Origin of the sequence: Roseomonas fluvialis (assembly GCF_022846615.1) — a bacterium.
Taxonomy (GTDB): Bacteria; Pseudomonadota; Alphaproteobacteria; order Acetobacterales; family Acetobacteraceae; genus Neoroseomonas; species Neoroseomonas fluvialis.
In genome coordinates this window covers 2,226,973-2,252,912 of record NZ_AP025637.1, presented here as the reverse complement: position 1 = coordinate 2,252,912, position 25,940 = coordinate 2,226,973, and the positions used below count along the sequence as shown (strand labels likewise).

The 25,940-nt window shown below is 69.6% G+C and carries 28 protein-coding genes; 20 read left to right on the top strand and 8 right to left on the bottom strand.

What is annotated here, in order from left to right:
- The first annotated feature begins 2 nt into the window (after window positions 1–2).
- Genes chlG through hemC form a run of 4 tightly spaced genes read left to right on the top strand, consistent with a single transcriptional unit; the run spans window position 3 to window position 4,406 of the window.
- Window positions 3–926, top strand: coding sequence for a chlorophyll synthase ChlG (gene chlG / locus MWM08_RS10950; protein ID WP_244459476.1), 924 nt, complete (start codon window positions 3–5; stop codon window positions 924–926).
- A complete protein-coding gene (locus tag MWM08_RS10945; RefSeq protein WP_244459475.1) occupies window positions 926–2,239 on the top strand; it encodes a BCD family MFS transporter in 1,314 nt (437 codons plus the stop codon). The genes chlG and MWM08_RS10945 overlap by 1 nt, the downstream gene beginning before the upstream one ends.
- Entirely contained in the window at window positions 2,236–3,441 is a 1,206-nt protein-coding gene (locus tag MWM08_RS10940) for a geranylgeranyl diphosphate reductase (RefSeq protein WP_244459474.1), read from the top strand. Before MWM08_RS10945 ends, MWM08_RS10940 begins: the two co-directional genes overlap by 4 nt.
- Window positions 3,438–4,406 (top strand): hydroxymethylbilane synthase, encoded by a 969-nt coding sequence (hemC, locus tag MWM08_RS10935; RefSeq protein WP_244459473.1) that lies wholly within the window; start codon window positions 3,438–3,440, stop codon window positions 4,404–4,406. Before MWM08_RS10940 ends, hemC begins: the two co-directional genes overlap by 4 nt.
- 331 nt (window positions 4,407–4,737) lie before the next feature.
- Here the strand turns inward: hemC and MWM08_RS10930 are convergent, their stop codons facing one another.
- Entirely contained in the window at window positions 4,738–5,151 is a 414-nt protein-coding gene (locus MWM08_RS10930) for a hypothetical protein (protein ID WP_244459472.1), read from the bottom strand.
- Window positions 5,152–5,257: 106 nt separating this feature from the next.
- Window positions 5,258–5,524 carry a hypothetical protein gene (locus MWM08_RS10925; RefSeq protein WP_244459471.1) on the bottom strand — a complete coding sequence of 89 codons (267 nt, stop codon included), beginning with the start codon at window positions 5,522–5,524 and terminating at the stop codon, window positions 5,258–5,260.
- A gap of 170 nt (window positions 5,525–5,694) precedes the next feature.
- Between MWM08_RS10925 and MWM08_RS10920 the strand changes: the two genes are divergently transcribed.
- Window positions 5,695–6,060 carry a c-type cytochrome gene (locus tag MWM08_RS10920; protein ID WP_244459470.1) on the top strand — a complete coding sequence of 122 codons (366 nt, stop codon included), beginning with the start codon at window positions 5,695–5,697 and terminating at the stop codon, window positions 6,058–6,060.
- Window positions 6,061–6,079: 19 nt separating this feature from the next.
- Here the strand turns inward: MWM08_RS10920 and MWM08_RS10915 are convergent, their stop codons facing one another.
- The gene (locus MWM08_RS10915) at window positions 6,080–7,048 is read right to left on the bottom strand and encodes a hydroxymethylglutaryl-CoA lyase (protein WP_244459469.1); all 969 of its coding nucleotides are present in this window, start codon (window positions 7,046–7,048) and stop codon (window positions 6,080–6,082) included.
- Between the two features lie 132 nt (window positions 7,049–7,180).
- On the opposite strand from MWM08_RS10915, the gene MWM08_RS10910 reads away from it, so the two are divergent.
- Together MWM08_RS10910 and MWM08_RS10905 are read left to right on the top strand one after the other, a co-directional pair.
- The gene (locus tag MWM08_RS10910) at window positions 7,181–8,152 is read left to right on the top strand and encodes a Bug family tripartite tricarboxylate transporter substrate binding protein (protein WP_244459468.1); all 972 of its coding nucleotides are present in this window, start codon (window positions 7,181–7,183) and stop codon (window positions 8,150–8,152) included.
- Window positions 8,149–9,288, top strand: a complete 1,140-nt coding sequence (locus MWM08_RS10905; RefSeq protein ID WP_244459467.1) for a CaiB/BaiF CoA transferase family protein — start codon at window positions 8,149–8,151, stop codon at window positions 9,286–9,288. The genes MWM08_RS10910 and MWM08_RS10905 overlap by 4 nt, the downstream gene beginning before the upstream one ends.
- A gap of 72 nt (window positions 9,289–9,360) precedes the next feature.
- Here the strand turns inward: MWM08_RS10905 and MWM08_RS10900 are convergent, their stop codons facing one another.
- A complete protein-coding gene (locus tag MWM08_RS10900) occupies window positions 9,361–10,332 on the bottom strand; it encodes a Bug family tripartite tricarboxylate transporter substrate binding protein (protein WP_244459466.1) in 972 nt (323 codons plus the stop codon).
- A 136-nt stretch (window positions 10,333–10,468) separates the two neighbouring features.
- Complete coding sequence (locus tag MWM08_RS10895) at window positions 10,469–11,170, bottom strand: GntR family transcriptional regulator (RefSeq protein ID WP_244459465.1); 702 nt, start codon at window positions 11,168–11,170, stop codon at window positions 10,469–10,471.
- 181 nt (window positions 11,171–11,351) lie between these two features.
- Here MWM08_RS10895 and MWM08_RS10890 point away from each other — a divergent pair, with 181 nt between their 5' ends.
- Window positions 11,352–12,677 carry an LLM class flavin-dependent oxidoreductase gene (locus MWM08_RS10890; protein ID WP_244459464.1) on the top strand — a complete coding sequence of 442 codons (1,326 nt, stop codon included), beginning with the start codon at window positions 11,352–11,354 and terminating at the stop codon, window positions 12,675–12,677.
- A gap of 64 nt (window positions 12,678–12,741) precedes the next feature.
- Here the strand turns inward: MWM08_RS10890 and MWM08_RS10885 are convergent, their stop codons facing one another.
- Window positions 12,742–13,974, bottom strand: coding sequence for an alpha-hydroxy acid oxidase (locus MWM08_RS10885; RefSeq protein WP_244459463.1), 1,233 nt, complete (start codon window positions 13,972–13,974; stop codon window positions 12,742–12,744).
- Between the two features lie 153 nt (window positions 13,975–14,127).
- Between MWM08_RS10885 and MWM08_RS10880 the strand changes: the two genes are divergently transcribed.
- The 11 genes from MWM08_RS10880 (at window position 14,128) to MWM08_RS10830 (ending at window position 22,697) form a co-directional block, all read left to right on the top strand.
- Window positions 14,128–15,045, top strand: coding sequence for a metal ABC transporter substrate-binding protein (locus tag MWM08_RS10880; RefSeq protein WP_244459462.1), 918 nt, complete (start codon window positions 14,128–14,130; stop codon window positions 15,043–15,045).
- Window positions 15,045–15,902: an ATP-binding cassette domain-containing protein gene (locus tag MWM08_RS10875; protein WP_244459461.1), complete on the top strand. Its 858-nt coding sequence runs from the start codon at window positions 15,045–15,047 to the stop codon at window positions 15,900–15,902. Before MWM08_RS10880 ends, MWM08_RS10875 begins: the two co-directional genes overlap by 1 nt.
- A gap of 2 nt (window positions 15,903–15,904) precedes the next feature.
- A complete protein-coding gene (locus MWM08_RS10870) occupies window positions 15,905–16,756 on the top strand; it encodes a metal ABC transporter permease (protein ID WP_244459460.1) in 852 nt (283 codons plus the stop codon).
- Window positions 16,753–17,592: a metal ABC transporter permease gene (locus tag MWM08_RS10865; RefSeq protein ID WP_244459459.1), complete on the top strand. Its 840-nt coding sequence runs from the start codon at window positions 16,753–16,755 to the stop codon at window positions 17,590–17,592. The genes MWM08_RS10870 and MWM08_RS10865 overlap by 4 nt, the downstream gene beginning before the upstream one ends.
- Before the next feature lie 34 nt (window positions 17,593–17,626).
- The gene (mntR, locus tag MWM08_RS10860) at window positions 17,627–18,076 is read left to right on the top strand and encodes a manganese-binding transcriptional regulator MntR (protein ID WP_423816023.1); all 450 of its coding nucleotides are present in this window, start codon (window positions 17,627–17,629) and stop codon (window positions 18,074–18,076) included.
- A gap of 67 nt (window positions 18,077–18,143) precedes the next feature.
- Window positions 18,144–18,734, top strand: coding sequence for a DUF4412 domain-containing protein (locus MWM08_RS10855; RefSeq protein ID WP_244459458.1), 591 nt, complete (start codon window positions 18,144–18,146; stop codon window positions 18,732–18,734).
- 71 nt (window positions 18,735–18,805) lie between these two features.
- Window positions 18,806–19,462, top strand: a complete 657-nt coding sequence (locus MWM08_RS10850; protein WP_244459457.1) for a LolA family protein — start codon at window positions 18,806–18,808, stop codon at window positions 19,460–19,462.
- A 137-nt stretch (window positions 19,463–19,599) separates the two neighbouring features.
- On the top strand, window positions 19,600–20,400 hold the full coding sequence (locus MWM08_RS10845) for a gamma-glutamyl-gamma-aminobutyrate hydrolase family protein (protein ID WP_244459456.1): 801 nt from the start codon (window positions 19,600–19,602) through the stop codon (window positions 20,398–20,400).
- 340 nt (window positions 20,401–20,740) lie between these two features.
- The gene (locus MWM08_RS10840; RefSeq protein WP_244459455.1) at window positions 20,741–21,427 is read left to right on the top strand and encodes a fumarylacetoacetate hydrolase family protein; all 687 of its coding nucleotides are present in this window, start codon (window positions 20,741–20,743) and stop codon (window positions 21,425–21,427) included.
- Window positions 21,427–22,257 (top strand): exodeoxyribonuclease III, encoded by an 831-nt coding sequence (locus MWM08_RS10835; protein WP_244459454.1) that lies wholly within the window; start codon window positions 21,427–21,429, stop codon window positions 22,255–22,257. The genes MWM08_RS10840 and MWM08_RS10835 overlap by 1 nt, the downstream gene beginning before the upstream one ends.
- Window positions 22,254–22,697 (top strand): hypothetical protein, encoded by a 444-nt coding sequence (locus MWM08_RS10830; protein WP_244459453.1) that lies wholly within the window; start codon window positions 22,254–22,256, stop codon window positions 22,695–22,697. Before MWM08_RS10835 ends, MWM08_RS10830 begins: the two co-directional genes overlap by 4 nt.
- Window positions 22,698–22,883: 186 nt before the next feature.
- On the opposite strand, the gene MWM08_RS10825 is transcribed toward MWM08_RS10830, so the two are convergent.
- Window positions 22,884–23,774, bottom strand: coding sequence for an AraC family transcriptional regulator (locus MWM08_RS10825; protein WP_244459452.1), 891 nt, complete (start codon window positions 23,772–23,774; stop codon window positions 22,884–22,886).
- 130 nt (window positions 23,775–23,904) lie between these two features.
- Between MWM08_RS10825 and MWM08_RS10820 the strand changes: the two genes are divergently transcribed.
- Window positions 23,905–24,795, top strand: coding sequence for an alpha/beta hydrolase (locus MWM08_RS10820; protein WP_244459451.1), 891 nt, complete (start codon window positions 23,905–23,907; stop codon window positions 24,793–24,795).
- Between the two features lie 142 nt (window positions 24,796–24,937).
- Here the strand turns inward: MWM08_RS10820 and MWM08_RS10815 are convergent, their stop codons facing one another.
- A complete protein-coding gene (locus tag MWM08_RS10815; protein ID WP_244459450.1) occupies window positions 24,938–25,927 on the bottom strand; it encodes a Bug family tripartite tricarboxylate transporter substrate binding protein in 990 nt (329 codons plus the stop codon).
- Window positions 25,928–25,940 lie beyond the last annotated feature (13 nt).

The window sequence follows — 25,940 nt, the reverse complement described above, 5'->3', positions numbered from 1 at the left end:
CCATGTCGGGCCGCACCGACAGCCCCGACGCGCCGGTGCCGCTGGCGCGCAGCCACCCCGCCCCGGGCGTGGTGCTGGAACTGCTGAAGCCGATCACCTGGTTCCCGCCGATGTGGGCCTTCATGTGTGGCGCCGTGTCGTCCGGCGCGCCCTTCGGCAGCACATGGCACCTGGCGATCGCCGGCATCATCCTGGCCGGACCGCTGGTCTGCGGCATGAGCCAGGCCGTGAACGACTGGTTCGACCGCCACGTCGACGCCATCAACGAACCGCAGCGACCGATCCCCTCGGGGCGCATGCCGGGCCGCTGGGGGCTGTATGTCGCAGTGGCCTGGACCGGCGTGTCGCTGGCCTGGGGCGCGATGCTCGGCTTCTGGGGGTTCCTGGCGACGCTGCTCGGCGTCGCACTGGCCTGGGCCTATTCGGCGCCGCCGCTGCGGCTCAAGGCGAATGGCTGGTGGGGCAACCTGGCGTGTGGGCTCGCGTATGAAAGCCTGCCCTGGATCACCGCAGCAGCCGTGCTCTCCGCCGCGGCGCCGAGCCTCGAAGTGCTGCTGATCGCAACGCTCTACGGCCTGTCGGCACACGGCATCATGACGCTGAACGACTTCAAGGCGATCGAGGGCGACCGGCGCATCGGCATCCTCTCCCTGCCCGTACAGCTTGGCCCGGAACGCGCAGCACGGGTCGCCTGCTGGTTCATGGGCGTGCCGCAGGTCGTGGTGGTGGCACTGTTGGTCGCGATGGACGCACCGGTGCATGCCGCCATCGTCGCGCTGCTGCTGGCCGGCCAGAGCTGGGCAATGGCGCGGATGCTGCGCGACCCGAAGGCGCTGGCGCCCTGGTACAACGGCACGGGGGTCCTGATGTTCGTGCTCGGCATGCTGACCTGCGGCTTTGCGCTGCGCGCCGGGGCGGTGCTGTGATGCGCGCGCCGCTGGGCTGGTTTGGCATTGTCAGGTTGGGGCTGGTCCAGACGGCACTCGGCGCCATCGTCGTGCTCACCACCTCGGCGCTGAACCGCGTGATGGTGGTGGAACTGGCGCTGCCGGCGACGCTGCCCGGCGTGCTGGTGGGCATTCACTACGCGCTGCAGATGCTGCGTCCGCGCTGGGGCTACGGGTCCGACATGGGTGGGCGGCGCACGCCCTGGATCCTGGGCGGCATGGCGGTGCTCGGCATGGGCGGGGTCCTGGCTGCGGCCGCGACGGCGCTGATGGGCAGCGACTTCAATGCCGGGCTGGCCCTGTCGGTCCTGGCCTTCCTGATGATCGGCCTGGGCGTGGGTGCGTCCGGGACCTCGCTGCTGGTGCTGCTGGCCGCGCGCGTCGATGAACAGCGCCGCGCGGCGGCCGCCTCGATCGTCTGGATCATGATGATTGCCGGCTTCATCCTCACCACCGCGATTGGCGGGCGGTTGCTTGACCCCTATTCGCCGGAACGGCTGGTGGCGGTATCGGCTGGGGTGTCGCTGATCGCGATGCTGCTGGCCACCATCGGCGTGCTTGGCATCGAAGGCCCCTCCCCCGCGCGCCCGGCCGCCGCACCCTCCGCCAAGCCGCCCTTCCGCCGCGCGATCGCGGAAGTCTGGGCGGAACCCGAGGCGCGGCGCTTCACCATCTTCATCTTCCTGTCGATGCTGGCCTACAGCGCGCAGGACCTGATCCTGGAGCCCTTCGCCGGCGCGGTCTTCGGACGAACGCTGGGCGAGAGCACGCAGCTTTCCTCCCTGCAGAATGGCGGCACGCTGGCCGGGATGGTCATGGTCGCGGTGATCGGCTCCGCCTTTCACGGTCGCTTCGCGCATACGCTGCGCGGGTTTACCATCGGCGGCTGCCTCTTTGCCGCCAGCGCGCTGCTGCTGCTGGCCGCGAGCCCGGCGATGGGCGACGCCTTCCCGCTGGCGCCCGCCTTCTTCGCGCTGGGCCTGGGCAACGGCATCTTCGCCGCCGCGGCCATCGCTTCGATGATGCAGATGGTCGGCCAGGGCCGTGAGCAGCGCGAGGGCACGCGGATGGGCCTTTGGGGCGCGGCGCAGGCCGTCGCCTTCGGCATCGGCGGCCTGGCCGGTGCCGCGCTGGTGGATGTGGCGCGACTGGTTCTCGGTGCGCCGCACGCCGCCTACGCGACCGTTTTCGTGATCGATGCGCTGGTCTTCGTCGCCGCGGCGATGCTGGCTGCGCGCATCGGGCGGCAACGCCGCGAACCGGGCTACGGCCCCATGCTTCCCGCCGAATGACACCGGAGACCGCCATGCACACGCAGGATCGATTCGACGTGGTGGTTGTGGGCGGGGGGCCGTCCGGCGCCATCGCCGCCGAGGACCTGGCGCGCGCCGGTCGTCGGGTGGCCCTGCTGGACCGCGCGGGCCGCATCAAGCCCTGCGGCGGCGCCATCCCACCGCGCCTGGTGCGCGACTTCGCCATCCCCGACCACATCATCTGCGCGCGGGTGAACAGCGCGCGCATGATCGCGCCCTCCGACAAGACCGTCGACATGCCGATCGACGGCAATGGCTACGTCGCCATGGTGGACCGCGAGCATTTCGACGAATACCTGCGCGCCCGCGCCGCGCATGAGGGCGCGGAGCGCTTCACCGGCACCTTCGAAGCCATCGAACGCGAAGCCGATGGCAGCCCCGTCGTGGTCTACGAGGACAAGGGCGGCGTGACCCATCGCCTGCGCACGCGCCTGGTCATCGGCGCCGATGGCGCGCGGTCGAAGGTGGCGAAGCAGGAAGTGCCGGCGGCAGCCAAGATCCCCTTCGTCTTCGCCTATCACGAGATCATCGAGGCGCCCGCGGCGTCCGATGCCTACGACCCGAAGCGCTGCGACGTGTTCTACCAGGGCAAGCACTCGCCCGATTTTTATTCCTGGGTGTTTCCGCACGGGACGACGGCGAGCATCGGCACCGGATCGGCACAGAAGGGCTTCGCGCTGCGTGCGTCCATCGCCGAACTGCGCAAGTCGACCGGGCTCGATACCGCGCGCACGCTGCGCCACGAAGGCGCGCCGATTCCGATGAAGCCGGCCAAGCGCTGGGACAATGGGCGCGACGTGCTGCTGGCCGGCGACGCCGCCGGCGTGGTGGCGCCTGCCTCAGGCGAGGGGATCTACTATGCCATGCTGGGCGGGCGACTCGCGGCCGAGGCCTGCGAGACGTGCCTGGCCAGCGGCGACGCCCGTGCGCTGAAACTGGCGCGCAAGCGCTTCATGAAGGGCCACGGCACGGTCTTCATGGTGCTCGGGATCATGCAGTACTTCTGGTATTCTTCCGAGAAGCGCCGCGAGAAATTCGTCAAGATCTGCGCCGACAAGGATGTCCAGCGGCTCACCTGGGAATCCTACATGAACAAGGAACTCACGCGCCGCGACCCGATGGCGCATGTGCGCATCTTCTTCAAGGACCTGGCACACCTGTTCGGCTTTGCCCGCGCATGAGCGAGATCGCCGAACGCCCGCTGGCGCCCCTGCGAATCGGCACTCGCGCCTCGCCGCTCGCGCTGTGGCAGGCACGGCACTTCCTCTCGCGCATCGGCGGCTTCTGCCCGATGCTGCAGGGCGACACCGCCTTCGAGGAAACCGCGCTGTCGACCGCGGGCGACCGCATCCAGGACCGCCGGCTGGCCGAGATCGGCGGCAAGGGCCTGTTCGCCAAGGAGATCCACGAAGCGCTGCTGGACGGCCGCGTGGATTTCGCGGTGCATTCGTTGAAGGACCTCGAGACCGAATTGCCGCCCGGAATCGTGCTCGCGTGCCTGCTGAAGCGCGAGGATGCACGCGACGCGATCGTGCTTGGCCCCGACTGTGGCGAACCCACGCGCGGCGATCCGCTGGCCTGCCTGCCCCATGGCGCGCTGGTCGGCACCGCGTCCGTCAGGCGGCAATCGCAACTGCTGCACGCGCGCCCCGACCTGCGTGTCGAGACCATCCGCGGCAATGTCCAGACCCGCCTGCGCCGCCTGCGAGAGGGCGAGTTCCACGCCACGCTGCTGGCCTATGCGGGCCTCAAGCGCCTCGGGCTCGAGGCTGAGGCCGGCGTGGTGCTCGAGGCCGAGGAGATGGTCCCCGCCGCCGGCCAGGGTATCGTGGGCATCACGGTGCGCGAGGACGACATCGCGCTGCGCGAACTGCTGCACGCGATCGAAGACCCGGCCGCGCGCGCCGTCGCCGCCGCCGAGCGCGCGCTGCTCGCCGCGCTCGACGGGTCCTGCCGGACGCCGATCGGGGGGCATGCCCGCATTCTGATGGACGGCCAGCTCTATCTGACGGGGCTGGTGGCGCGCAGCGATGGGTCGTTCCTGCTGCGCCGGCGCGTCAGCGGTGCCGTCGCGGATGCCGAGCGGATCGGCCGCGAGCTCGGCGACAGCCTGCGCCGCGACAGCCCGGCCGATGTCCTGACCTGAGCCGCGATCGGAGCCCCCGCCCAGCGCCGCATCGCCGCGGCGTCTGACGTCAGGCGCGGGCCGACGCCTCAATGCGGCCGGCTGCGCGGGGATAGCGGCGTCGCGCGTCACGCGCGCATGTGGATGTTGCGCGTCGCGCGCGCATCTGGATGTCGCGCGTCACGCGCGCATCTGGACGTCGCGCAAGCAGCGCGATCGTGGCTGTCGCGTGGTAATCAGCCTGTGGACGCTGTGCTAATGGCGCACCCGAAGACGTCGCGCCAGCCGCATGCCTGCTGCACGACGCCGCCCAGGTCAGCGCACGGCCGACTGCCGGACCGTCCGCCGTATGTCAGCCGAACCAGCGCGCATATTGCGCGACCGGGCGACGGCGCGGCGCATAGGTTTCGGCCACGCTGTCCTGGCGGCGTCGACTCACCTCGTCCGCCATCACGCGCTGCAGCAACCGCAGACGTTCGTCATCCAGCGTTGCGACCCACAGCCTGGTGAAGGATGCGTCGTGCACCGGGTCGAGCACCATGCGCGGGATCTCGGTCTCGGCGGCCAGGCGCTCGACCTCGGCCGCTGCGGCCGCGCTCGTGCGCGCCAACGCGCGCAACCGGCGCGGGTCGGTCACCATCGCTGCGACGAATGCGTCCATGTCGCCGCGTGCACGCTCCAGGGCCTCGACATCGGTGCCCAATTCCGCCCGCTGGAACCCGGCCCTGAGCCTTTCGAAGGCGATCCGGTAGCTGCTCCCGTTCATGGTGGCCCTCCGTCATTGTGCGAAATGTTGGACAGCCATGACTGTCAAATCAAGTTTACACACACCCAGTCCGCTGCGTCATCCGAAACCATGCGACCGGACCGCCTCATGACCGCAGGCGCGCGCGCAGGTCCCACAGATGCGCCGCCAGCGCGCCCACCAGGACCACTGGGATCAAGGCCCAGGCCTCACCGGTCAGCGCCAGGCGCAGCGCCAGCACCAGGAAGGCTCCGGGCAACAGCAGCGCCGCCACCGCGCCCGGCGCCAATCCGCGACCGGTCGCGCGGTGCCAGGCCAGCAGGGCCATCGCCTCCAGCACCAGACAGGCCAGGATGACATCCGCGACGTGACCGCTGCGCACCAGGCTTTCCATGCCGCCACCATTCCTTCGTCTCGCCGCGGTTTCGCCTTGCCAGAATGGCAAAGGTGATTAATTGGCTGGAACCGGTCACTTGAGGCACTTGCCCCGCGCCCGCAACCTTCTGCCGCGGACGCGCGTTCACCTTCGGGAGGGAGTTACGCATGCGTCGAATGATGATGACGATGGCTGTCGCAGCCGTGGCCTTCGCGCCGGGCCTGGCATCTGCCCAGGCGGGCGATGCCGCAGCGGGCCAGCGCGTGTTCAACCAGTGCCGAGCCTGCCACACGCCGGACCAGGGCGGGCGCAACGGCGTCGGCCCGAACCTGTGGGGCGTCGTGGGCCGTCCGGCCGCCTCGATCGAAGGGTTCCGGTACTCGGCGAACATGCGTGAGCTCGCCGCCGGCGGCCTGGCCTGGAACGAGGATCGTCTGCGCGCCTACATCACCAATCCGAAGGCGGTGGTGCCGCAGGGCAGCATGTCCTACCCGGGCCTGCGCAACGAGGAACAGCTGAACAACCTGATCGCCTACCTCAACACGCTGAAGTAGTCGTAGCTCGGGCGGCGGTTCATGCCGCCGCCCGTCGCTGCCGATACGCCGTGAGCGTGCCGGCATGCATCAGGCGCCCCGGCAGCGGGCGGCCGATGATCCGTTCCGCGAGGCGCGCCGCCTCGACCAGCGCTTCCAGATCGATGCCGGTCCCGATGCCCATTTCGTGGCACAGGAAGACCATGTCCTCGGTGCAGATGTTGCCCGCGCCGCGCGAATCGCCATGGCCCGCGAAGGGGCAGCCGCCCAGGCCGGCCACCGAGCTGTCGAAATGCGACACGCCCATCTCGAGCGCCGCCATCACATTCGCAGGGCCAAGTCCGCGGGTGTCGTGCAGGTGCAACCCCACCTCGGCTTCGGGCAGCGCCTCGCGCAGCAGACCGACCGCGCGGCGGATCGACTGCGGGTTCGCCCATCCCATGGTATCGGCCAGATACAGTCGCGGTGAGGCCATGCCGCGCGCGCGACAGGTTTTCCAGGCCCACACCAACTCGCCGACCGCGCGCGCCGGATCCACCGAACCTTCGAAATTGCACCCGAAGGCCGCCATCACCAGCGCGCGTTCCATCGGCACGCCATCGGCCGCGTAGCGATCCAGCCAGCCATCGACGCGCGCGCGCATCTCCGCCGCCGTGCAGTTGTTGTTGCGCAGCGCGAAGGCGTCCGATGCATAAAGCGCGATGCGCCCGGTGATGTGCACGCCCGTCGCGGCGCGCGCGCGTTCGTAGCCACGTTCGTTCAGCCAGACGGCGTCGTAGCGCACGCCGGGCTTGCGCTTGATAGTATCGAACAGCGCCTCGGAATCCGCCATCTGCGGCACCGCCTTGGGCGAGACAAAGGACGCCACCTGGATCTCGTCCAGCCCGGTCTCCGACAGCGCATCGACCAGCGCGGCGCGATCGGCCAGCGGGAAGGTCCCGCGTTCGATCTGGAAGCCCTCGCGCGGGCCTTCCTCGTGGAAATGGACGTGCTTCGGCAGGTCGGGCATCGCTGCTCCCTCCGTCCCGCATGGGCCGGGCGTTGACACCCGGGCATGGTCGCAGGGACGTTGTTGCTTGCGGTGAAGCCTAGGACCGCGCCACGCGCCCCGCCAGAGGGCGATGCACCGGAGGAACACCCGATGCCCCTCACCCGCCGTGCCGCCTTCGCAGCGCTCGCCGGCCTGCCCGCCGTGGCGGCCGCACAGACCGCCGAGCCCGCCTGGCCCGCCCGCCCCATCCGCTTCATCGTGGCGTTTCCCGCCGGCAGCGGCACCGATGTGACCACGCGACTGTTCGCCGACCCGATCGGCGCGGAACTCGGCCAGCCAGTGGTCGTGGACAATCGTGGCGGCGCGAACGGCTTCATAGCGTCCGAGGCGGTCGCGCGCGCCAGGCCCGATGGCTACACCTTCCTGTGGACTGCCAACACGACGCATGGGTCGAACCCCGCGCTGTTCCGCCGCCTGCCCTATGATCCTGTGGCGGATTTCGCGCCGGTCGCGGTGATCGGCGTGGGCGTGCTGCTGGTGGTGGTGAACAACGACCTGCCGGTGCGATCGATGCAGGACCTGGTCGCCTATGCGCGCGCCAATCCGGGGCGGCTGAACTTCGCATCCGGCTCGGCCTCCTCGCGCGTCGCGGGCGAGATGTTCAAGGCGCAGGCCGGCATCGACATGGTGAACGTGACCTACCGGTCGAACCCGCTCGGCATCACCGATGTCATCGGCGGCGTGGCCCAGGTGATGTTCGTCGATGCGACCACCTCGGCGCCGCATGCGCGCGAGGGCCGGGTGCGCGCGATCGGCGTCACCAGCCGCCAGCGCGTGGCGCTGCTGCCGGAGATCCCGACGGTCGAGGAACAGGGCTTCCCGGGCTACGAGATGCTGTCCTGGAACGCGGTCTATGCGCCCGCCGGCACGCCAGCGCCGATCGTGCTGCGGATGAACCGGCTGATCAACGACGTCATGGCGCGCCCCGCCACGGCCGAGCGCCTGACCGCCAACGGCATGGTGCTGCGCCCGGGGTCGCCGGAGGACCTCGCGACCTTCCAGGCGGCGGAGATCGACAAGTGGAAACGCCTCGTGACGGCAGCCGGGATCGAACTGCAATGACCAGGGGTGTTCTGGATGGGCTGCGCGTCGTCGAGCTTGGCCAGGTGCTGGCGGGGCCTTTCGCGGGCGCGATCTTCGCCGACCTCGGCGCCGAGGTCATCAAGGTCGAGAAACCCGATGGCGGCGACGATGCGCGCCAGATGGGCGCGGCGTTCCGCCACGGCGATGCGCTGAACTTCCACGAATTCAACCGCGGAAAGAAGTCGGTCACGCTGGACCTGAAGTCTGAAGCCGGCGTGGCGGCCCTGCATGGCTTGCTCGCCGACGCCGACATCATGCTGCACAACCTGCGCCCCGGCGTGGCGGAGACGCTGGGCATCGGGCCTGACGCGGTGACGGCGCGCCACCCGCGGCTGATCTACTGCGCCATGGCGGCCTTCGGCCATGTCGGGCCGGAGAAGCTGCGCCCGGGCTACGAGCCGCTGCTGCAGGCCTTCGGCGGGCTGTCGTCCATCACAGGCGAGCCCGACGGGCCGCCGGTGCGCATGGGCGCCTCCGTGGTGGACCAGGGCACGGGGATGTGGACCGTGCTGGGCGCGCTGGCCATGCTGGAACGGCGGCATCGCACCGGGCGCGGCGGGGTGGTGAACACATCGCTGCTGGAGACGGCGGTGATGTGGGCCGGACAGAAAATCAGCGGCTATGTGAACACCGGCAGCGTTCCGCCGCGCCATGCCTCCGGCCATCCGAACCTCGTGCCCTACCAGGCCTTCGATGCGGCGGATGCGCCAATCCTGGTGTGCTGCGGCAATGACCGGCTGTTCACGCGCTTCGCGGCCGAGCTCGGCCACCCCGAATGGCCCAGCGACGCGCGCTTCAACACCAACCGCGCGCGGCTGACGCACCAGGGCGAATTGCTGCCGATGATCGCGGCCATCATGCGTGCGGTGCCGCGCGCCGAATGGCTCGCGCGGCTGCAGCGCATTGGCGTGCCATGCGCGCCGGTGAACTCGATCCCCGACGTGCTGGCGGAACCGCAGGTGCAGGCGATGGGCATGGTGAACCAGGTGCCGGGCGAGGATTTCTCGCTGGTGTCGATGCCGCTGTCCTTCGATGGCGAGCGGCCATGCATGCAGGGGCCGGCGCCGCGGCTGGGCGCCGACAATGCGCTGGTGGCGAAGCGTGCGGCGGAATAGCGCGCCGCCGCGGCGCGCCGGCCGGTCTATCGAGGGCACCCTAGCCGAGCAGCCGCCGATCAGGGGCCTGCCCTACTCCTTCTCGATCCCCGCGAGTTGGACGACACGGCCCCAACGCTCGCGATCCTCGGCGAGCATGCGGTCCATGTCCTCGGGCGTGCCGCCGAGCGGTTCCGCACCCCAGGAAACCAGGCGTTCGCTGATCGCGGGTGCCTTCACGATGCGGTCGATCTCGGTTGCGAGGCGGCGGCGGATCTCGATCGGGGTGTTCGCCGGCGCGCCGTAGCCCATCCAGGCATTCGCCTCGTATCCCGCCAACCCGGCCTCTTCCATCGTCGGCACATCCGGCAACAGCGAGAAGCGGCGCTTCGTGCCGACCGCGAGTGGACGCAGCCGCCCGGCGCGGAAATCCTCGAGGAAAGCAGGCGCCTGTTCGATCACCAACTGGATGCGCCCGGCGATGAGGTCGGTGCGCGCGGGCGCGCCGCCGCGGTACTGCACCATCTCGAGCTCGATCCCGCCGGCCATGGCGCGGAACATCTCGACCGTCAGCCGCGACGCCATGCCGGAGGTCGCGAAGTTCAGGCTGCCCGGACGCGCGCGCGCCAGGGCGATGAACTCCTGCACGGTGTTCACCGGCAGCGAGGCCGGCACCGCCATGACGTAGGGAATGTTCGCCACCATGCAGACGCCGCACAGGTCGCGCGCCGGGTCATAGGGCAGGTTGCGATAGACGTGCCCGTTCACGGCCATCGGCCCGGGGCTGCCGGCGAGCAATGTGTAGCCATCCGGCGGCGCCTTCGCGACCGCATCGGCGCCGATGACACCGAAGGCGCCGGCGCGGTTCTCGACCACCACCTGCTGGCCAAGCGGCGCGCCGAGGTTGTCCGCCACCAGGCGCGTCATCAGGTCCGTCGTGCCGCCCGGGGCGAAGGGGACGATCACGCGGATCGGGCGGGTCGGGAAGGTCTGCGCGAAAGCCGGCCGCGCGAGCGCGACGGTGGCGGGCAGGACAAGGGCGCTGCGGCGGGTGGTGGTCGTCATGGGTGGCTCCGGCTGGGGCCGGTCATTGCCGGCGCGGCGTTCCTCGGGGATTGGGCCTGATTTGAATTCAAAACTCAAGCCGCGCGGGCCGGCTGCTGGTCCAGCGCTGGAACGCACGGCACCCCGCGGGCGTACGTCAGGCCTTCCCGAGCGTGCGCAGCAGCCGCGCCCCGGCATCATGTACATGCAGCCGCAGCAGCAGGCCGAGACGGTCGGCGTCGCCATCGCGCAGCGCGGCCAGGATGTCGCGGTGCTCGCGGTTCACCTGGGCGCGGCTGTTGGCGATCTGCCCGCCGAGGCGGATGTAGCGTTCCACGCGGTTGGCCAGCACGCCCAGCAATTCGCCGGTGACGCGCCGGCCGCTGGCGGCGCGGATTCGGTCGTGGAAGCGGCGGTTGTGCAGGGCGAAGGCGCGGCCGCCCTCGGGCGTGCCGGCGGGCAGCGCCTCCATCGCCGCCGCCTCGGCCTCGATCGCGGTGATGTCGGCGTCGCTGCGGTGGCGCGCGGCGGCCTGGCCGATGCGTTCCTCGAACAGGGCGCGGATCTCGAAGATCTCGGCGATATCGGCGGGGTCGAGGGCGGCAACCACATAACCGCGCCGCGGGCGGGATTCCGCCAGGCCCTCTGCCGCCAACTGCCGCAGCGCTTCGCGCACCGGCGGACGGGAGACGCCGAGCCGCGACGCAATGTCCTCCTGCCGCAACAGCGCCTCGGGCGGGATGGCGCCGGACAGGATGGCCTCGCGCAGTTCCGCCGCGACGAAATGCGGCAGGCTGTCGTGGCGGTCCTGCGCGCCGGCGCGCGGCTTGGGCAGGCGCAGATAGGGGGCACGGGTCATGGCAGAATTGAATTCAAAATGATGGACAGGCCCGGCCGATGCAAGCAGCATCCGCGCGTGGAGCCGATCCCGTTTGCCTTGGCTCACGGCACCGTCTCCAGGTTTGCGGTCTCGCAAGCCTATTCACCCGATCAGGTGATTCGACCTGATCAGGATCTGCTCTAGCGACCGGAACGCGCCCATGCCGATGATCCTCGCCGCCAATGCCAATGCCCAGGGCAGCCATGTGGGCGAATGGCGCCACCCCGATGCCTGGGACCGGCCCGCGGCGAATATCGCGAATGCCGTGCGCCTCGCGCAGATCGCCGAGGCCGGCAAGATGGACCTGCTGTTCCTGGCCGATGGCAACGGCGTGCGGCAGATGGACAAGCCGGACCTGTTCGCCGCGACCTCGCCGTCCGACCGCCCCGGCGTGTTCGAACCGGTCACGCTGCTGTCGGCGCTGGCGATGGTGACGAAGCATATCGGGCTGGTGGCGACCACCACCACGACCTACGACCAGCCCTTCCATGTGGCGCGGCGCTTTGCCTCGCTGGATCATCTCAGCGGCGGGCGTGCGGGGTGGAACCTGGTGACCACGTCGAACCCCGGCGATGCGCTGAACTTCAGCCACACCGAGCATGTCGGCCGCGACGACCGCTACGAACGCGCCAATGAATTCGCCGAGGTGGTGAAGGGGTTGTGGGATTCCTGGGCCGACGACGCCTTCCCGCAGGACAAGACGAGCGGGCGTTTCCTGAACCCCGAGCGCGTGCGTGTCCTGGCGCATAAGGGCAAGCATTTCCAGGTGGCGGGGCCGCTGAACGCACCACGGCCGCCGCAGGGGCATCCGGTGGTGTTCTCGGCCGGGCAGTCCGAGGCCGGGCGCGAGTTGTCCGCCCGCCATGCCGATTGCATCTTTGCCATCGAGGCGACGTTGCCCGCCGCGCAGGCGATGTATGCCGACTTCAAGGCGCGGCTGGCGAAGTACGGGCGCGGGCCGGACGACCTCAAGATCCTGAGCGGCGTCACGATCATCGTTGGCGACACGGCGCAGCAGGCGGCCGATATCGCGGCTGAGCTGGACGACCTGGTGCCGCCTGCGGTCGGCGTGGACTACCTGTCGAAGATGGTCGGCCGCAGCATGAAGTCCTTCCCGCTCGATGGCCCGATGCCGGCTTTCGACGAGGAGCATGTCGGCCATACCGGCATCGGCCGTGCCATCGTGAAAGTGGCGCAGCAGGAGGGTCTGACGGTGCGCCAGACCTATCGGCGCATCCTGCCGCAGATGGCCGGCAACATGTTCACGGGCGATGCGAAGCAGGTCGCCGACAGGATGGAGGAATGGTACGTCGGCAAGGGCTGCGACGGCTTCATGGTGGCCGCGCCGGTGGTGCCGACGGGCATGGAGCGCTTCACCCGCCTGGTGATCCCGGAATTGCAGCGTCGCGGCCTGTTCCGGCGTGACTACGAGGGCCAGACCTTGCGGGATAATCTCGGCCTTCGGCGCCCGCCCGATCGCTTCTGATTGTTCGCGGTCCAGGGGGCCGTAGCCCCCTGGCGGGGTGGCTGGGAGGGGCAGCGCCCCTCCATTACGCCTTCATCAGCAATTCCGGCCCCAGCGCATCCATCGTATTCACACCGACCAGCGCCAGGTCGCGATGGATCTCCTCCTGCAGCAGGTCGATCGCGCGCTCGACCCCCGCCTGCCCGCGCACTGCCGCCGCGCAGAGCATCGGCCGCCCGACGAAGACAAAATCCGCCCCCAGCGCATAGGCCTTCATCACGTCGGTGCCGCGGCGGATGCCGCCGTCGTAGATCACCGGCAGCCCGCCCGCGACCTTTACCACCTCGGGCAGCATGCGCAGGCCGGAGACGGCGCCATCGAGCTGCCGCCCGCCATGGTTCGACACCATGAAGCCGTCCACGCCGATCTCCTTCGCGCGCACCACGTCGTCGGGGTGCAGCACGCCCTTGATGAGCAGCTTCCCCGGGAAGCGCTTCCGGATCAGTTCCAGGTGCGGCCAGGACAACCCGTCGCGGGCACCGAAGGCGCGCTCGAGGTCGCGCGAGAGGATCGGCGGGCCGCGCCCGGCATCCATGTTCTCGAAATGCGGCATGCCGTGGTTCTGCAGCGTCTTGAACCAGGTGCCGAAGGCCCAGCGCGGATGTGTCGCGCCCTGCCAGAACAGCCGGAAGGTGGGCTTCAGCGGGATGGTGTAGCCGTTGCGGATGTTGTTCTCGCGGTTCGACGAGACCTGCACGTCCACCGTGAGGACGAAGGTCTTGAACCCTGCCGCAATGACGCGGTCGACCAGCGGTTCGATCCGCGCGGGCTCGCCTGGCAGGTAGGCCTGGTACCAGGCGTCGGGGTTGGCCTTGGCCACGTCCTCCATCTTGATGAGCGAGGACGCGGACAGGATGTAGGGAATGTTCTTCGCGCGTGCCGCCTGCGCCAGCGCGATGTCGCCGCGATACGCCAGCAGCGCGGCCGAGCCCATCGGCGGGATGCCGAAGGGCGCATCGTAGTCGCGCCCGAACAGGCTCACCTTCGTATGGCGCGCGCGCGCATCGGTCAGGCAGCGAGGGATGAAGCCCCATTCGGCGAAGGCGCGGCGATTGTCGTTGAGCGACCAATCGGTCTCGACCCCGCCGGCCATGTAGCCATGCAGCATGCGCGGCAGGTGCTTCTGCGCCGCTGCCTCGAAATCATGCAGCGAGAGGAAGCCCTGCAGGCTGGGCGGCACCGGCGGCGCGGCGCGCTTCTGGGACAGGGTCTCGGCAGCGACGGGCGCGCGGGATTGCGCGGGGCCTTCGGCGGTCATGGCAGGAACACCCGGAATTGCGATGGATCCATGATGGCGGGGATGCCGGCGCGAGGCCAGGGGCCGGCGCCGCATGGCGGCGTTGAATGTTGACCCTTGCGCGAATTGTAGCCAGGACTACATGATCCGGTCGAAGCCTCCGTGGAGCCCTCGATGCGCACGCACGTCCTCCCCCGCAGATCCCTCCTCGCCGTCACGCTCGCAGCCGTCGCCGCACCCGCACTGGCGCAACCGGCGCGCCCGAAGCGCGTGGTTGCCACTTTCACCGTGCTGGCCGACATGGCGCAGAACGTCGCCGGCACCGCTGTGCTGGTCGAAAGCCTCACGCGGCCGGGCGCGGAGATACATGACTACGAACCCACCCCGCTCGACGTGGTGCGCGCGCAGGCGGCGGACCTGGTGCTGTGGAACGGCCTCGGCCTCGAACGCTGGTTCGAACGGTTCTTCTCCCGCGTGAACGGCGTGCGCGACGCGGTGCTCACGCTCGGCATCACGCCGGTCGGCATCGGCGGGGGCCCCTACGCCAACCAGCCCAACCCGCATGCCTGGATGTCGCCCACCCTGGCGCTGATCTATGTCGAGAATATCCGCCGCGCGCTGACCGCCGTCGAACCCCAGCACGAGGCCGCCTTCCAGGCGAACGCCACCGCCTATGCCGCGCAGATCCGCGCTGTGGATGCGCGGCTACGCGAACGCCTCGCCACCATCCCGGCCGAGCGCCGTGTGCTGGCGACCTGCGAGGGCGCCTTCAGTTACCTCACGCGCGACTACGGCATGCGCGAGGCCTATCTGTGGCCCATCAACTCCGAGGATGAGGGCTCGCCCCGCCAGGTCCGCGCGTTGATCGACGCGGTACGGCGGTCGCGCGTGCCCGCGGTGTTCTGCGAATCCACGGTGAACGACCGCCCGATGCGCCAGGTGGCGCGCGAGACCGGCGCACGCTTCGGCGGCGTTCTGTATGTCGACAGCCTGACCGGCCCGGATGGCGCCGCCCCCACGTACCTCAAGCTGCTAGAGGCGAATGCCGAGACCATCCTGCGCGGCCTGACCGCCGCGCCGGCCGCGCGGTGATGCTGGCCCAACCGATCAGCCTCGCGGTCGAGAACATCTCGGTCGCCTATCCGAACGGGCATCTCGCGCTGAAGGATGCCGGCTTCGCGCTGCATGGCGGGACCATCTGCGGGCTGGTCGGCATCAACGGCTCCGGCAAGTCGACCATGTTCAAGTCGATCATGGGCCTGGTGCGCCCGGGCCAGGGGCGCGTGCTGGTGGCGGGCGGGCCGGTCGAGGCCGCGCTGAAGCGCAACTTGGTCGCCTATGTGCCGCAGGCGGAGGAGGTGGATTGGACCTTCCCCGTCTCGGTGCGCGACGTGGTGATGATGGGCCGCTACGGCCACATGAACCTGCTGCGCATCCCGCGCGCGGCCGACCATCGCGAGGTGGCGGCCGCGCTCGACCGCGTGGGCATGGCGGATCTCGCGGAACGGCAGATCGGCGAGTTATCAGGCGGGCAGCGCAAGCGGGTGTTCCTGGCGCGCGCCCTGGCGCAGGGCGGGCAGTTGCTGCTGCTCGACGAACCCTTCACCGGCGTCGATGTCACCACCGAGGAAGCAATCATCACCCTGTTGAAGGCGCTACGTGACGAAGGGCGGATCGTGCTGGTCTCGACCCACAACCTCGGCTCGGTGCCGACCTTCTGCGACCAGGTGGTACTGGTGAACCGCACGGTGCTCGCGGCGGGCCCGACCGCCGAGGTCTTCACCGCGCCCAACCTGATCCGCGCCTTCGGGGGTGCGTTGCGCCAGCATTCGCTGCCGGGCGCGACACCCCTGCCCGCCGATGCGGTGGTGGTGCTGTCGGATGACGAACGCCCGCTGGTCATGGCCCCCGACGGCCTGGTGATCGGCCGGCTCGAACGCGACATCTGACGATGTTCGAGGAACTGCTGGTTCCCTTCCAGTACGACTACATGATGCGCGCCATGGGCATCAGCGCGCTGGTCGGCGGCGTGGCCGGCCTGCTGTCCTGCTACGTGGTGCTGAAGGGCTGGTCGCTGATGGGCGATGCGCTGTCGCATGCCGTCGTGCCGGGCGTCGTGCTGGCCTGGCTGGTGGGCATTCCCTTCGCCATCGGCGCCTTCGCCGCGGGGATGCTGGCGGCCCTGGCGATGGCCGGGCTGCGCGACCGCACGCCGATCCGCGAGGATGCGGTGATCGGCGTGGTCTTCACCGGCTTCTTCGGCCTCGGCCTGTTCCTGATGTCGATCTTCCCGTCGAACGTGCGGCTGCGCACCATCGTCTTCGGCAACGTGCTCGGCATCGCCGACGAGGACATGATCCAAATGGCGATCATCGCCGTGGTGGTGCTGGGCGCGCTGCTGCTGCGAGGGCGAGACCTCATGCTCTCCCTGTTCGACCCCGTGCAGCTGGTGGTGGCCGGCGGCAGCCCGGCGCGGATGCGCATCCTGCTGCTGGTGCTGCTGGCCGCGACAGCGGTGGCCGGACTGCAGGCGGTCGGCGCCATCCTGGTGATTGGCATGCTCGTGACACCCGGTGCGACCGCCTACCTGCTAACCGACCGCTTCGGGCACATGGCTGGCCTCGCAGCGTGCATCGGCGCCTTCACCGGCGTCGCCGGGGCGTATCTCAGCTACTTCCTGGACGGAAGCACGGGCGGCAGCATCGTGGCGCTCCAGGCCGCGCTGTTCGTCGCTGCGCTGGTCTTCGCCCCCAAGCACGGAATCCTCGCCAGCCGCCGCGCCGCCAGGGCCGCCACCGCATGAGCGCCCTGATCGCCCCATGGACGCACGGCTTCATGGTCGATGCGCTGGTGGTGGGGCTGATGGTGGCGGTGCTCGCCGCCATCCTGTCCTGCTTCGTTGTGGTGAAGGGCTGGTCGCTGATGGGCGATGCGGTCAGCCACGCCATCCTGCCCGGAGTGGTCATCGCCTACCTGGTCGGCGCGCCGCTGGTCATCGGCGCCTTCGTCGCGGGCTTCGCTTGCGCACTGGCATCGGGCGCCATCCGCGCGACCAGCCGCATCAAGGAGGACGCTGCGATGGGCGTGGTGTTCTCCGGCATGTTCGCCGTGGGCCTGATCCTGCTGACTCAGGTGCGGTCCAACGTGCATCTCTCCCATGTGCTGTTCGGCTCCATCCTCGGGATCGAGGCGGAGGATTTCTGGCAGACCCTGGTGATCGCCGGTGTGGGCCTGATGATCCTGGCGGTACGCGGGCGCGACCTGGTGCTGTTCTGCTTCGACCCAGGCCAGGCGCGCATCGCCGGGCTGAACGTTGGGCGGCTGCGCCTGCTGCTGCTGGCGGTGCTGGCGGCCAGCATCGTCGCCGGCGTGCAGGCGGTGGGCGTGATCCTGGTGGTGGCACTTCTGATCACGCCGGGCGCGATCGGTCTGCTGCTGGCCGACCGCTTCGGGCGGATGGTGTGGGTGTCGGTGGCTGCCGCCTGCACCGCGACGGTCGTGGGCATCCAGGTGAGCTTCATGCTCGATGCCTCGACCGCCGGGTCGATCGTGCTGGCGCTGAGCGCGCTGTTCGTGGCCGCGCTGCTGGCCTCGCCCAGGCACGGGCTGTTGCGCCGCCGCCGTACGGCGGCGGGGTGAAGCATACGCTACAAATTCCATTTATGCGTCAGACATGGTAGCCATCCGTATGTCCGACCCGGAGACCGCGCCGCCCGATGAGGCCGCCCGCCACGCTTCCGCCCGCACCGCGCGGGCCTCGGCGCTCGCGCAGGACTACGTCGAGATCATCGCCGACCTGCTGTCGCGCGAGGGCGAGGCCCGCCCCACCGACATCGCCAGGCGCCTGGGTGTCACGCATGCCACCGCCATCAAGACCATCGGCCGGCTGAAGCGCGACGGGCTCGCGCATTCCAAGCCCTATCGCGGCGTCTTCCTCACCGAGGCCGGGCACGACCTTGCGCGCCGGGTGCGTGCGCGGCACCTCACCGTGGTCGCCTTCCTGGCCGCGCTCGGCGTGCCCCCGCAGGTCGCCGAGGCCGATGCCGAAGGCATCGAGCACCATGTCAGCGACGAAACCCTCGCCGCCTTCGAACGATTCCTGACCAAGGGCGCCGCTGCCTGAATCCCTTCATGCGCGCGCCACAGTCCTGCGTGCAGACTGGCCCATCGCAACGAGAGAGACACCCCGCATGCGCACTATGCTCGCCGCCGCCCTGTTCGCCGCCGCCCTGCCGGTCGTGGCTCAGGCGCAGGACCGCCCGCAGATCTTCCCCACGCGCGACGTGGCTGTGACCTACCGTGTCGCCGGCCAGGGCCAGCAGGCGGAACTCACGATGCAGTGGCAGGCCGCGACGCGCATGATGCGCATGAACATGCCTGGCGGCGTCGGCTACATGGTGGCCGACCACCAGAATCAGCGCGGCTTCATGGTGATGGAAGCGATGCGCACCATCATGGACGTGCCGATGGCCCAGGCAGCCGGCATGCAGCGCGACTTCGAGAACGCCCGATTCACCCGTGGCGGGACCGAAAAGATCGCCGGCACCGATTGCACCGTCTGGCGCTACCAGGGGCCCTCGCAGTCCGGCGAGGCCTGCATCACCGCCGATGGCGTGATGCTGCGAGCGCAGGGCCAGGCGGAGGGCCAGCAGGGCCGCATGGAGGCGGTGCGCGTCGCCTACGGTACGCAAGACCCCGCGCAGTTCCAGCGCCCGCAGGGCTACCAGTCGATGCAGATGCCGCAGGGCATGCCGGGCCAGCGACCGGCCGCCCCGCGCTGAACACGGACGTGGGGGGAACGGAGGCCCTTACGCCCCTTCCCCCGGACGCGCCCGCGCGCCACATGACGATCATGAATCGCCGTACCGCCCTGATCGCGCCGTTCCTGTTCGCCACGCCCGCGCTCGCGCAACGCGCCGCTGCGCCCGCTGCTCCGGCACTGTCCGACCGCGATCGTGCCGACCTCACGCGGATCGAGGCCTACCTCAACGCTTTGACGACGTTGCGCGCGCGCTTCCTCCAGATCGCGCAGAACGGCGCCGCGGCCGAGGGCACGGCCTGGATCTGGCGCCCGGGCCGCATGCGTTTCGAATACGACCCGCCCGAGCCCCTGCTGCTGGTCGCCGATGGCGGGCAGTTCCTGATGTATGACCGCGAATTGCGCGCCCCCACCACGCTGCTGGTCAGCCGCACGCCGCTCGGCATCCTGCTGCGGCGCGAGGTGCGGCTGTCCGGAGACGTGACGGTGGCGGGCCTGGAACGCTCGGGAGGTTTCTTGCGCGTGACGGTGTTCCGCACCTCGGAACCGAACGAGGGCCGCCTGACGCTGGTCTTCAATCCCGACCCGCTCGAACTGCGCCAATGGGCGGTGACCGATGCGCAGCGGCGCGAAACCCGCGTGACCCTTTCGCGAATCGAGACCGGCCTGCGCTTCCCCGCCGGACTGTTCCAGTTCAACGACCCACGCTTCTTCGAACCTGGCGGGTTCGGGCTGCCCCAAGGGGGCTGATGCCTGCGGCTGACGCCCGCGTTCCAGGCGCCTGCGGGGCCCGGTTGCATGGCATCCGTGCAACGCATGCCCCGCATTCACGAAAAACCTACCACGCGCCTTGATCCTGACACGGCGTCGCGGAAGTGTAGTGATCCATGAGACCTCTCGTCGGCATATCCTGCTGCCAGAAGCCCTTCGGCATCTTCGGGACGCCGAACCATGCCGCCTCCGACAGCTACATCCGGGTGGTGCGCGGGCCGGTGTCGGGCACCCCGGTGCTGCTGCCGGCCGCCGGCGAAGACCTATCCGCCGAACTCCTGCCGCACCTCGATGGCCTGATCCTGACCGGCAGCCGGTCGAATGTCTGGCCTGGCTACTATGACGGCCCGGCCCATGCCGAGGGCACGCCCGAGGACCGCTTCCGCGACGACACCACCCTGCCCCTCATTCGCGCCGCAATCGACCACGGCGTGCCCCTGCTCGCGATCTGCCGGGGCATGCAGGAACTCAACGTGGCGCTGGGTGGCAGCCTCGACCAGCGCATCCAGGACCTGCCGGGGCGGATGGACCATTCCACCCCGTCCGACCAGCCGATCCCTAAGGTGCGCACCGGCAAGGCCCACGCGGTCCGGATCGAGCGCGAGGGCGCGCTCGGTGCCGTCCTGACCCCCGGCGGCCGTGCCGCGGGGCGGCTTGCTGTGAATTCGCTCCACAACCAGGGCGTGCAGCGCCTGGCCCCGCGCCTGGTCGCCGAGGCCTGGGCGCCCGACGGCACGGTCGAAGCCGTGCGGGTGGATGGCGCGCGCGGCTTCGCGCTGGGTGTGCAGTGGCACCCCGAATACGACTGGGAACACGACGCCGACAGCCGCGCCATCTTCGAGGCCTTCGGGCGGGCCTGCGCCGCGCACCGCGCCGCCCGCACCGCGGACCCCGGCCTGGCGCAGGCCGCCGAATAGCCTTCGGGCGTGACCAGCGTCACGCCATTTCCATGTTTTTGCGTTTTGATTTTCAACGATTGAAGGCGTAGTCTTCGATCTGCCGGGGACAACCACCCCGGTGGACGAACCCCGGTATCCCCTGCCGGCTCGCCCGACTATTCCGATCGGAAGAAAATACCGCGCCCGGTCACCCCCCTGACCGGGCGCACCTTTTTTGTCCATTGGCCCTGAATACTCGAAGTTGCGGCACGAAGTTCAGAAACTGGTTGAGGTTCGCCGTGGTGCGTCCACCGCCTTTCGGCTGAGGCGCAAGGGGGGTATAGGGCAGCATTCCATCCCGATCCGGAGCCTCGCCCGCATGGTCGCCTATGTCTTCGCCCCGCCGCCGGTTGCCGCTATCCCCGTGAAGGGCAGCGACGCCATGTTCCCGGTCCGGCGGATCTTCTGCGTCGGGCGCAACTATGCCGAGCACGCCATCGAGATGGGGTCCGACCCGACCCGCGAACCGCCCTTCTACTTCGCGAAGCCGGCGGATTCGGTGGTCATCAACGACGCCGACATGCCCTACCCGACGGTGACGAAGTCGCTGCACCACGAGATGGAACTGGTCGTGGCCATCGGCACGGGCGGCAAGAACATCGCGGTCGCCGACGCGTTGAAGCATGTCTGGGGCTATTGCTGCGGCCTGGATATGACCCGCCGCGACATCCAGAACGAGGCCAAGAAGACCGGCCGCCCCTGGGACATGGGCAAGGGCTTCGACAAGTCCGCGCCCATGGGCGCGCTGGTGCCGGCCGCCGGCATCGACCCGTCCAAGGGCAAGATCGAGCTCAAGGTGAATGGCAAGGTCACGCAGACCTCCGACCTGTCAAAGCTGATCTGGTCGGTGCCGGAAGTCATCGCGAACCTGTCCGAGCTGGTTGAACTGGCCCCGGGCGACCTGATCATGACCGGCACGCCCGAGGGTGTCGCCGCCGTGGTCCGCGGCGACGTGCTGGAAGGCTTCGTCGAGGGCGTGGGCGAGGTGAGGACGAAGATCGTCTGATGCCCCGCAAGGCCGCCGCCGGGCGCGGCACGCTGCGCATCGCCACCTGGAACATCAACAGCGTGCGGCTGCGGCTGGCGCTGCTCAAGGACCTCGTGGCTGCGCTCACGCCGGACGTCATCTGCCTCCAGGAAACCAAGTGCCCGGACGAGTTCTTCCCGCACGAGGGTGCGGATGCGCTCGGTTTCACGCACCGCCTGGTGCGCGGCATGAAAGGCTACAACGGCGTTGCCATCCTCTCGAGGCGCCCGATTCTGGCGCGCGATGGCGACCCCGACTGGTGCTCGCGCGGCGATTGCCGGCATCTGGGCGCCACCATCGACGCGCCGGGCGGGCCGATCGAACTGCACAATTTCTACGTCCCGGCCGGCGGCGACGTCCCGGACCGCGAGGCCAATCCTAAGTTCGGCCACAAGCTGGACTTTGTCGCCGAGGCCACCGCGTGGTCGGCCGCGCGACCGGCGCGGCGCGCCATCCTGGTAGGCGACCTCAACATCGCCCCTCTCGAACACGATGTCTGGTCGCACAAGCAGTTGCTGGACGTGGTGTCCCACACGCCTATCGAAGTCGCCGCGCTGACGGCATGGCAGCAGGCCGGCGGCTGGTACGACGCGCTGCGCCACTTCGTCCCCGCCGACCAGAAGCTCTACACGTGGTGGTCGTACCGCGCGCGGGATTGGCGCGCGGCAGACCGCGGCCGGCGGCTCGACCATGTCTGGGTCAGCCCGGACCTGGCCGGCGGGTTGCAGCAACACGTCGTCCTGAAGGATGCGCGGGACTGGACGCAGGCGTCCGACCATGTCCCGGTGATGGTGGAGATTGCGGCATGAGCGGACCCGTCAATGGCCGGCGCGCCGCGCTGCTCGCGATGCTCGCGGCCCTCGCCGCCTGCGCCACGCCGGAGCCCCCTGCCCCTGTCGTGGTGTCCACCCCTGACCCGGATCCCGAGGCCGTCTATACGCCCGGGCCGATCCCCTGGGAGAACCTGACCGACGAGCACAAGCGCCGCGCCCGGCAAGGGCTGACGCGGCTCGGTGAGGACGTGCCCGATGACGCGACGCTGCAGGCGCGCTGGATGATCACGCCGCCGGCGCAGCAGCGCTTCCTGATCCGTCGTCCGCCGCCGCCGCCGCCGCGCGTTGTCACGCGCGGGCGCGGTGCGCCGGCGCGGGGCACGGCCCGGAGCCAGGCCCGCGGCGCGGCACCCGTACGACGCAGCGCGCCGCCGCCCGCGCCGCGCCGTCCACCGCCGCCTCCACCGCGGCGGTAGCGCGGCACGGAATCGACGGACGTCCGGCCACGCACGGCCGCCGCACCGGCGGCAGCAAGCCGCGCGGCACCACGACCGCTGTCTACGGCACGCGTCGGCCACGTCCGCTCGTGCGATGGCGTGCCCCGACGTGCAGGCCGCTTTGGAGAAGCAGGACACCGCGGGGCGGCAACGCTACTGAGCGTGCTACGTCCTGCTCAGCCGCCTGTACGCGGCCGGGGTCGTCCCGTAGCGGGACCTGAAGCAGCGCGTGAGGTGTGCTTGATCTGAAAACCCGCAGCATACAGCCACTGACGTGATCGATTGGGACGTGCGCGCGAGAAGCCGCAGGGCGTGCGCCAGCCGCCGGGCCATGACGAACTGATGCGGCGTCTGGCCCGTCGCAGCCTTGAAGGCCCGCGCGAAGTGCCAGAGGCTGAGGCCAGCCGCCCCGGCGAGTTCGCTCAGCATGAGCCCGCCGGCGAGATTGCCTTCGACAAAGTCTTCGACCCTACGGATCTGCGTCAAGGACAGACCTCCACGACGCTGCGGGATAGGTCGACCATGCGGCGGCACTGCGAGATTCGCGGCAAGCAGCAGCGCGGCTTCGCTTGGTCCTGGGACCTGGCCGGTCCCGTCCTGCAGGTGCCGGATTGCGTCGTTGACCCCGGACAGCAGGGCCGCATCGCGAACCCCGAACTGCGCTGCGCAGCCGAAAGGACGACCGTCGCACACCTGCCGAACGAGGGAAGGAGCCAGCACAACCCCAGCCCATCGCGCGGCAGCGCCGACCCTGAAGGAGAAGGCCTCGCCGTAGGGATGAATGACCAAAGTTCCCGGCGGAACGACTTTTCGAACGAAGCGGCCGCGTTCGCGGCTTTCGATGACGAGCGGCCGGTCGTCGATGTTGACGGCCAGGTAGTAGCCATCGACCACGAGGTCATCGACGATCCACCCACGATGCGAGCCAATCTCGGCCGTGATCCCGTCCCACCCCAGGGCGCGGCTGCTGTGATGGATAATGGCAGGTTCGAGAGCATCGATCGGACGGCGCGAAATGCCGGTCCGAAACGGTACGGCGCTGCGTGCGGTCACCATGAACTGGGCGCGCCTCCCTGCGTGACTCGACCCGCCTCCATGTTCTGGAAAGCCGCAAGAATCTTCAAGCGTCGCGCCAGCGGGCAGCCAAGATGCCGGGAGCGTTTCATTCCTGCCGTGGGAGTCTGCCGTGGGGCCGAACAAGACGTTCGAAAAAGTGACGTTCAGGAGCGGCGAGACCGTCTGTGTCGGCGATCTTTATCTCCCGGCACAGGCGCCGGCGCCGGCGGTGACCATCATCGGCCCCATGACCTTCCAGAAGGAACAGGCGCCCACTCAATACGCCAGGAAGCTTGCGGAACTCGGATACGCCGCGCTCGCCTTCGACCCGCGCTACCGCGGTGAAAGTGGCGGGGAGCCCCGGTGTTGGGAGAACCCCGCGGCAAAAGTCGAGGACCTCAAGAACTCGCTGCAGTATCTTGCAACCCGACACGACATCGACGCTGAGCGGATGTTTGTCCTGGGCATCTGCCAAGGCAGCTCAGAGGCATTGAAGGCCGCCGCGGAGGCACCTGCCGTGAAAGGTTTGGCGACGATCGCCGGGCATTACCGCGACCGCGAGGGCGACATCGATTGGTTGACCGAGGACGGCCTCACGGCGCGAAAGGCGGCCGGGGTGGCGGCCAAGCAGCGCCATGAAGCCACCGGCGACGTTCAATACGTGGCGGGTGTCGACGAGCACGACATGAATGTCGGCATGCCAGGCAAGTTCGTCTGGGACTGGTATCACCCCTGGGCCGAAAGGGGGCTATGGGAGAACCGTTATGCGGTCATGAGCGACGCTGATTTGCTCGACTACGAATCCATCACCTCAGCTCGCGCCATGTCAAAGCCCTGGCTCATGATCCATGGGCAGTACTGCTTCCTGCCGACCGCCGCGAAGCGACACTTCGACGCTGTTCCGACGACCACGCGGAAGTACATCGTCTGGGACGAGACCCCGCATCTCGACTACTATGACAAGCCCGAAATCATTGATCGCGCGGCGCGGCGCGTGGCCGACTGGTTCGCACAATCGTAGTCGGTCACCGCGTCAGCCCGGGACTTATGGACGATCCCTCGGTCACGAAGGGCCGCCCTTGACGCGGTGAAAAGCCTGGCTCCCATCATCGCGGCCTGGGCAGTCAAGCCGGTCTGACGTTCAGGCTGTATTGCGGCGCTTCTCAATCCACCCGCGCGCCCGAAATCTGCACCAGGCGCTGCCAACGCGGCGTCTCGCTCGCGATCATCGCCGCCATCGCCTCCGGACTGTCGCTGACCGCGGGGTCGTAGCCGAGCGGGCGCAGCGCATCGCGAAAGCCGGCTTGCGTGCCCACCTGGCGCAGCCCGGCGAACAGGCGCGCGACCTCGGCATCCGGCGTGCCGGCCGGCACCATCATCGCGTTCCACGACCGGATGTCGATGTCGCCCAGGCCAAGCGCCGGATATTCCGCGAAGGACGGCACATCCGGCAGCAGCCCGAAGCGTCGGCGGCTCGAGACACCCAGCGCGCGCAACCGCCCCGCCTCGACATGCGGGATCAGCGCCGTCGGCAGGTCGGCCGACCCGTCCAGCACGCCCGAGACCGCATCCGTGGTGGCCTGCGCGCCGCCGCGATAGGGCAGTTCGGTGATCTGCACCTGCGCCGCCTGGCCGAGCGCCGCCAGCGTCAGGTGGCTGACCGTGGCCACGCCGGAATGCGCCAGGCGTAGCGCGCCCGGATTGGCGCGCGCCCAGGCGAGTGTCGCCGGCAGGTCGGTCCAGCCGCGTTCGGCCGCACGCTGCGCGTTCACCACCAGCAGCACCGAGGCATCGGTGATCTGCGTGACGGGACGCAGGTCGCGCGTCGGGCTGAACGGCATCGAGGCCTGCAGGAAGGGCGCGGCACACAGCGTCGCGGCGCCGATAATGCCGATCATGGTGCCGTCGGGCGGGCCCTTCGCCACGGCATCGGCGCCGATCAGCCCGCCGGCGCCGCTGCGGTTGTCAACCACGACCGGCTGGTCGAGCACGGCCGGCAGCCGGTCCGCCAGCACGCGCGCCAGGCTGTCCACCCCGCCGCCGGGGGGAAACGGCACCACGACGCGCAGCGGCCGGCGCGTGCCCTGCCCGAGGGCCGGCGCGGCGAACACGGATGCACCGCCGAGGATGAAGGGCCTTCGCCTGATGATCATGCTGTTGTCTCCC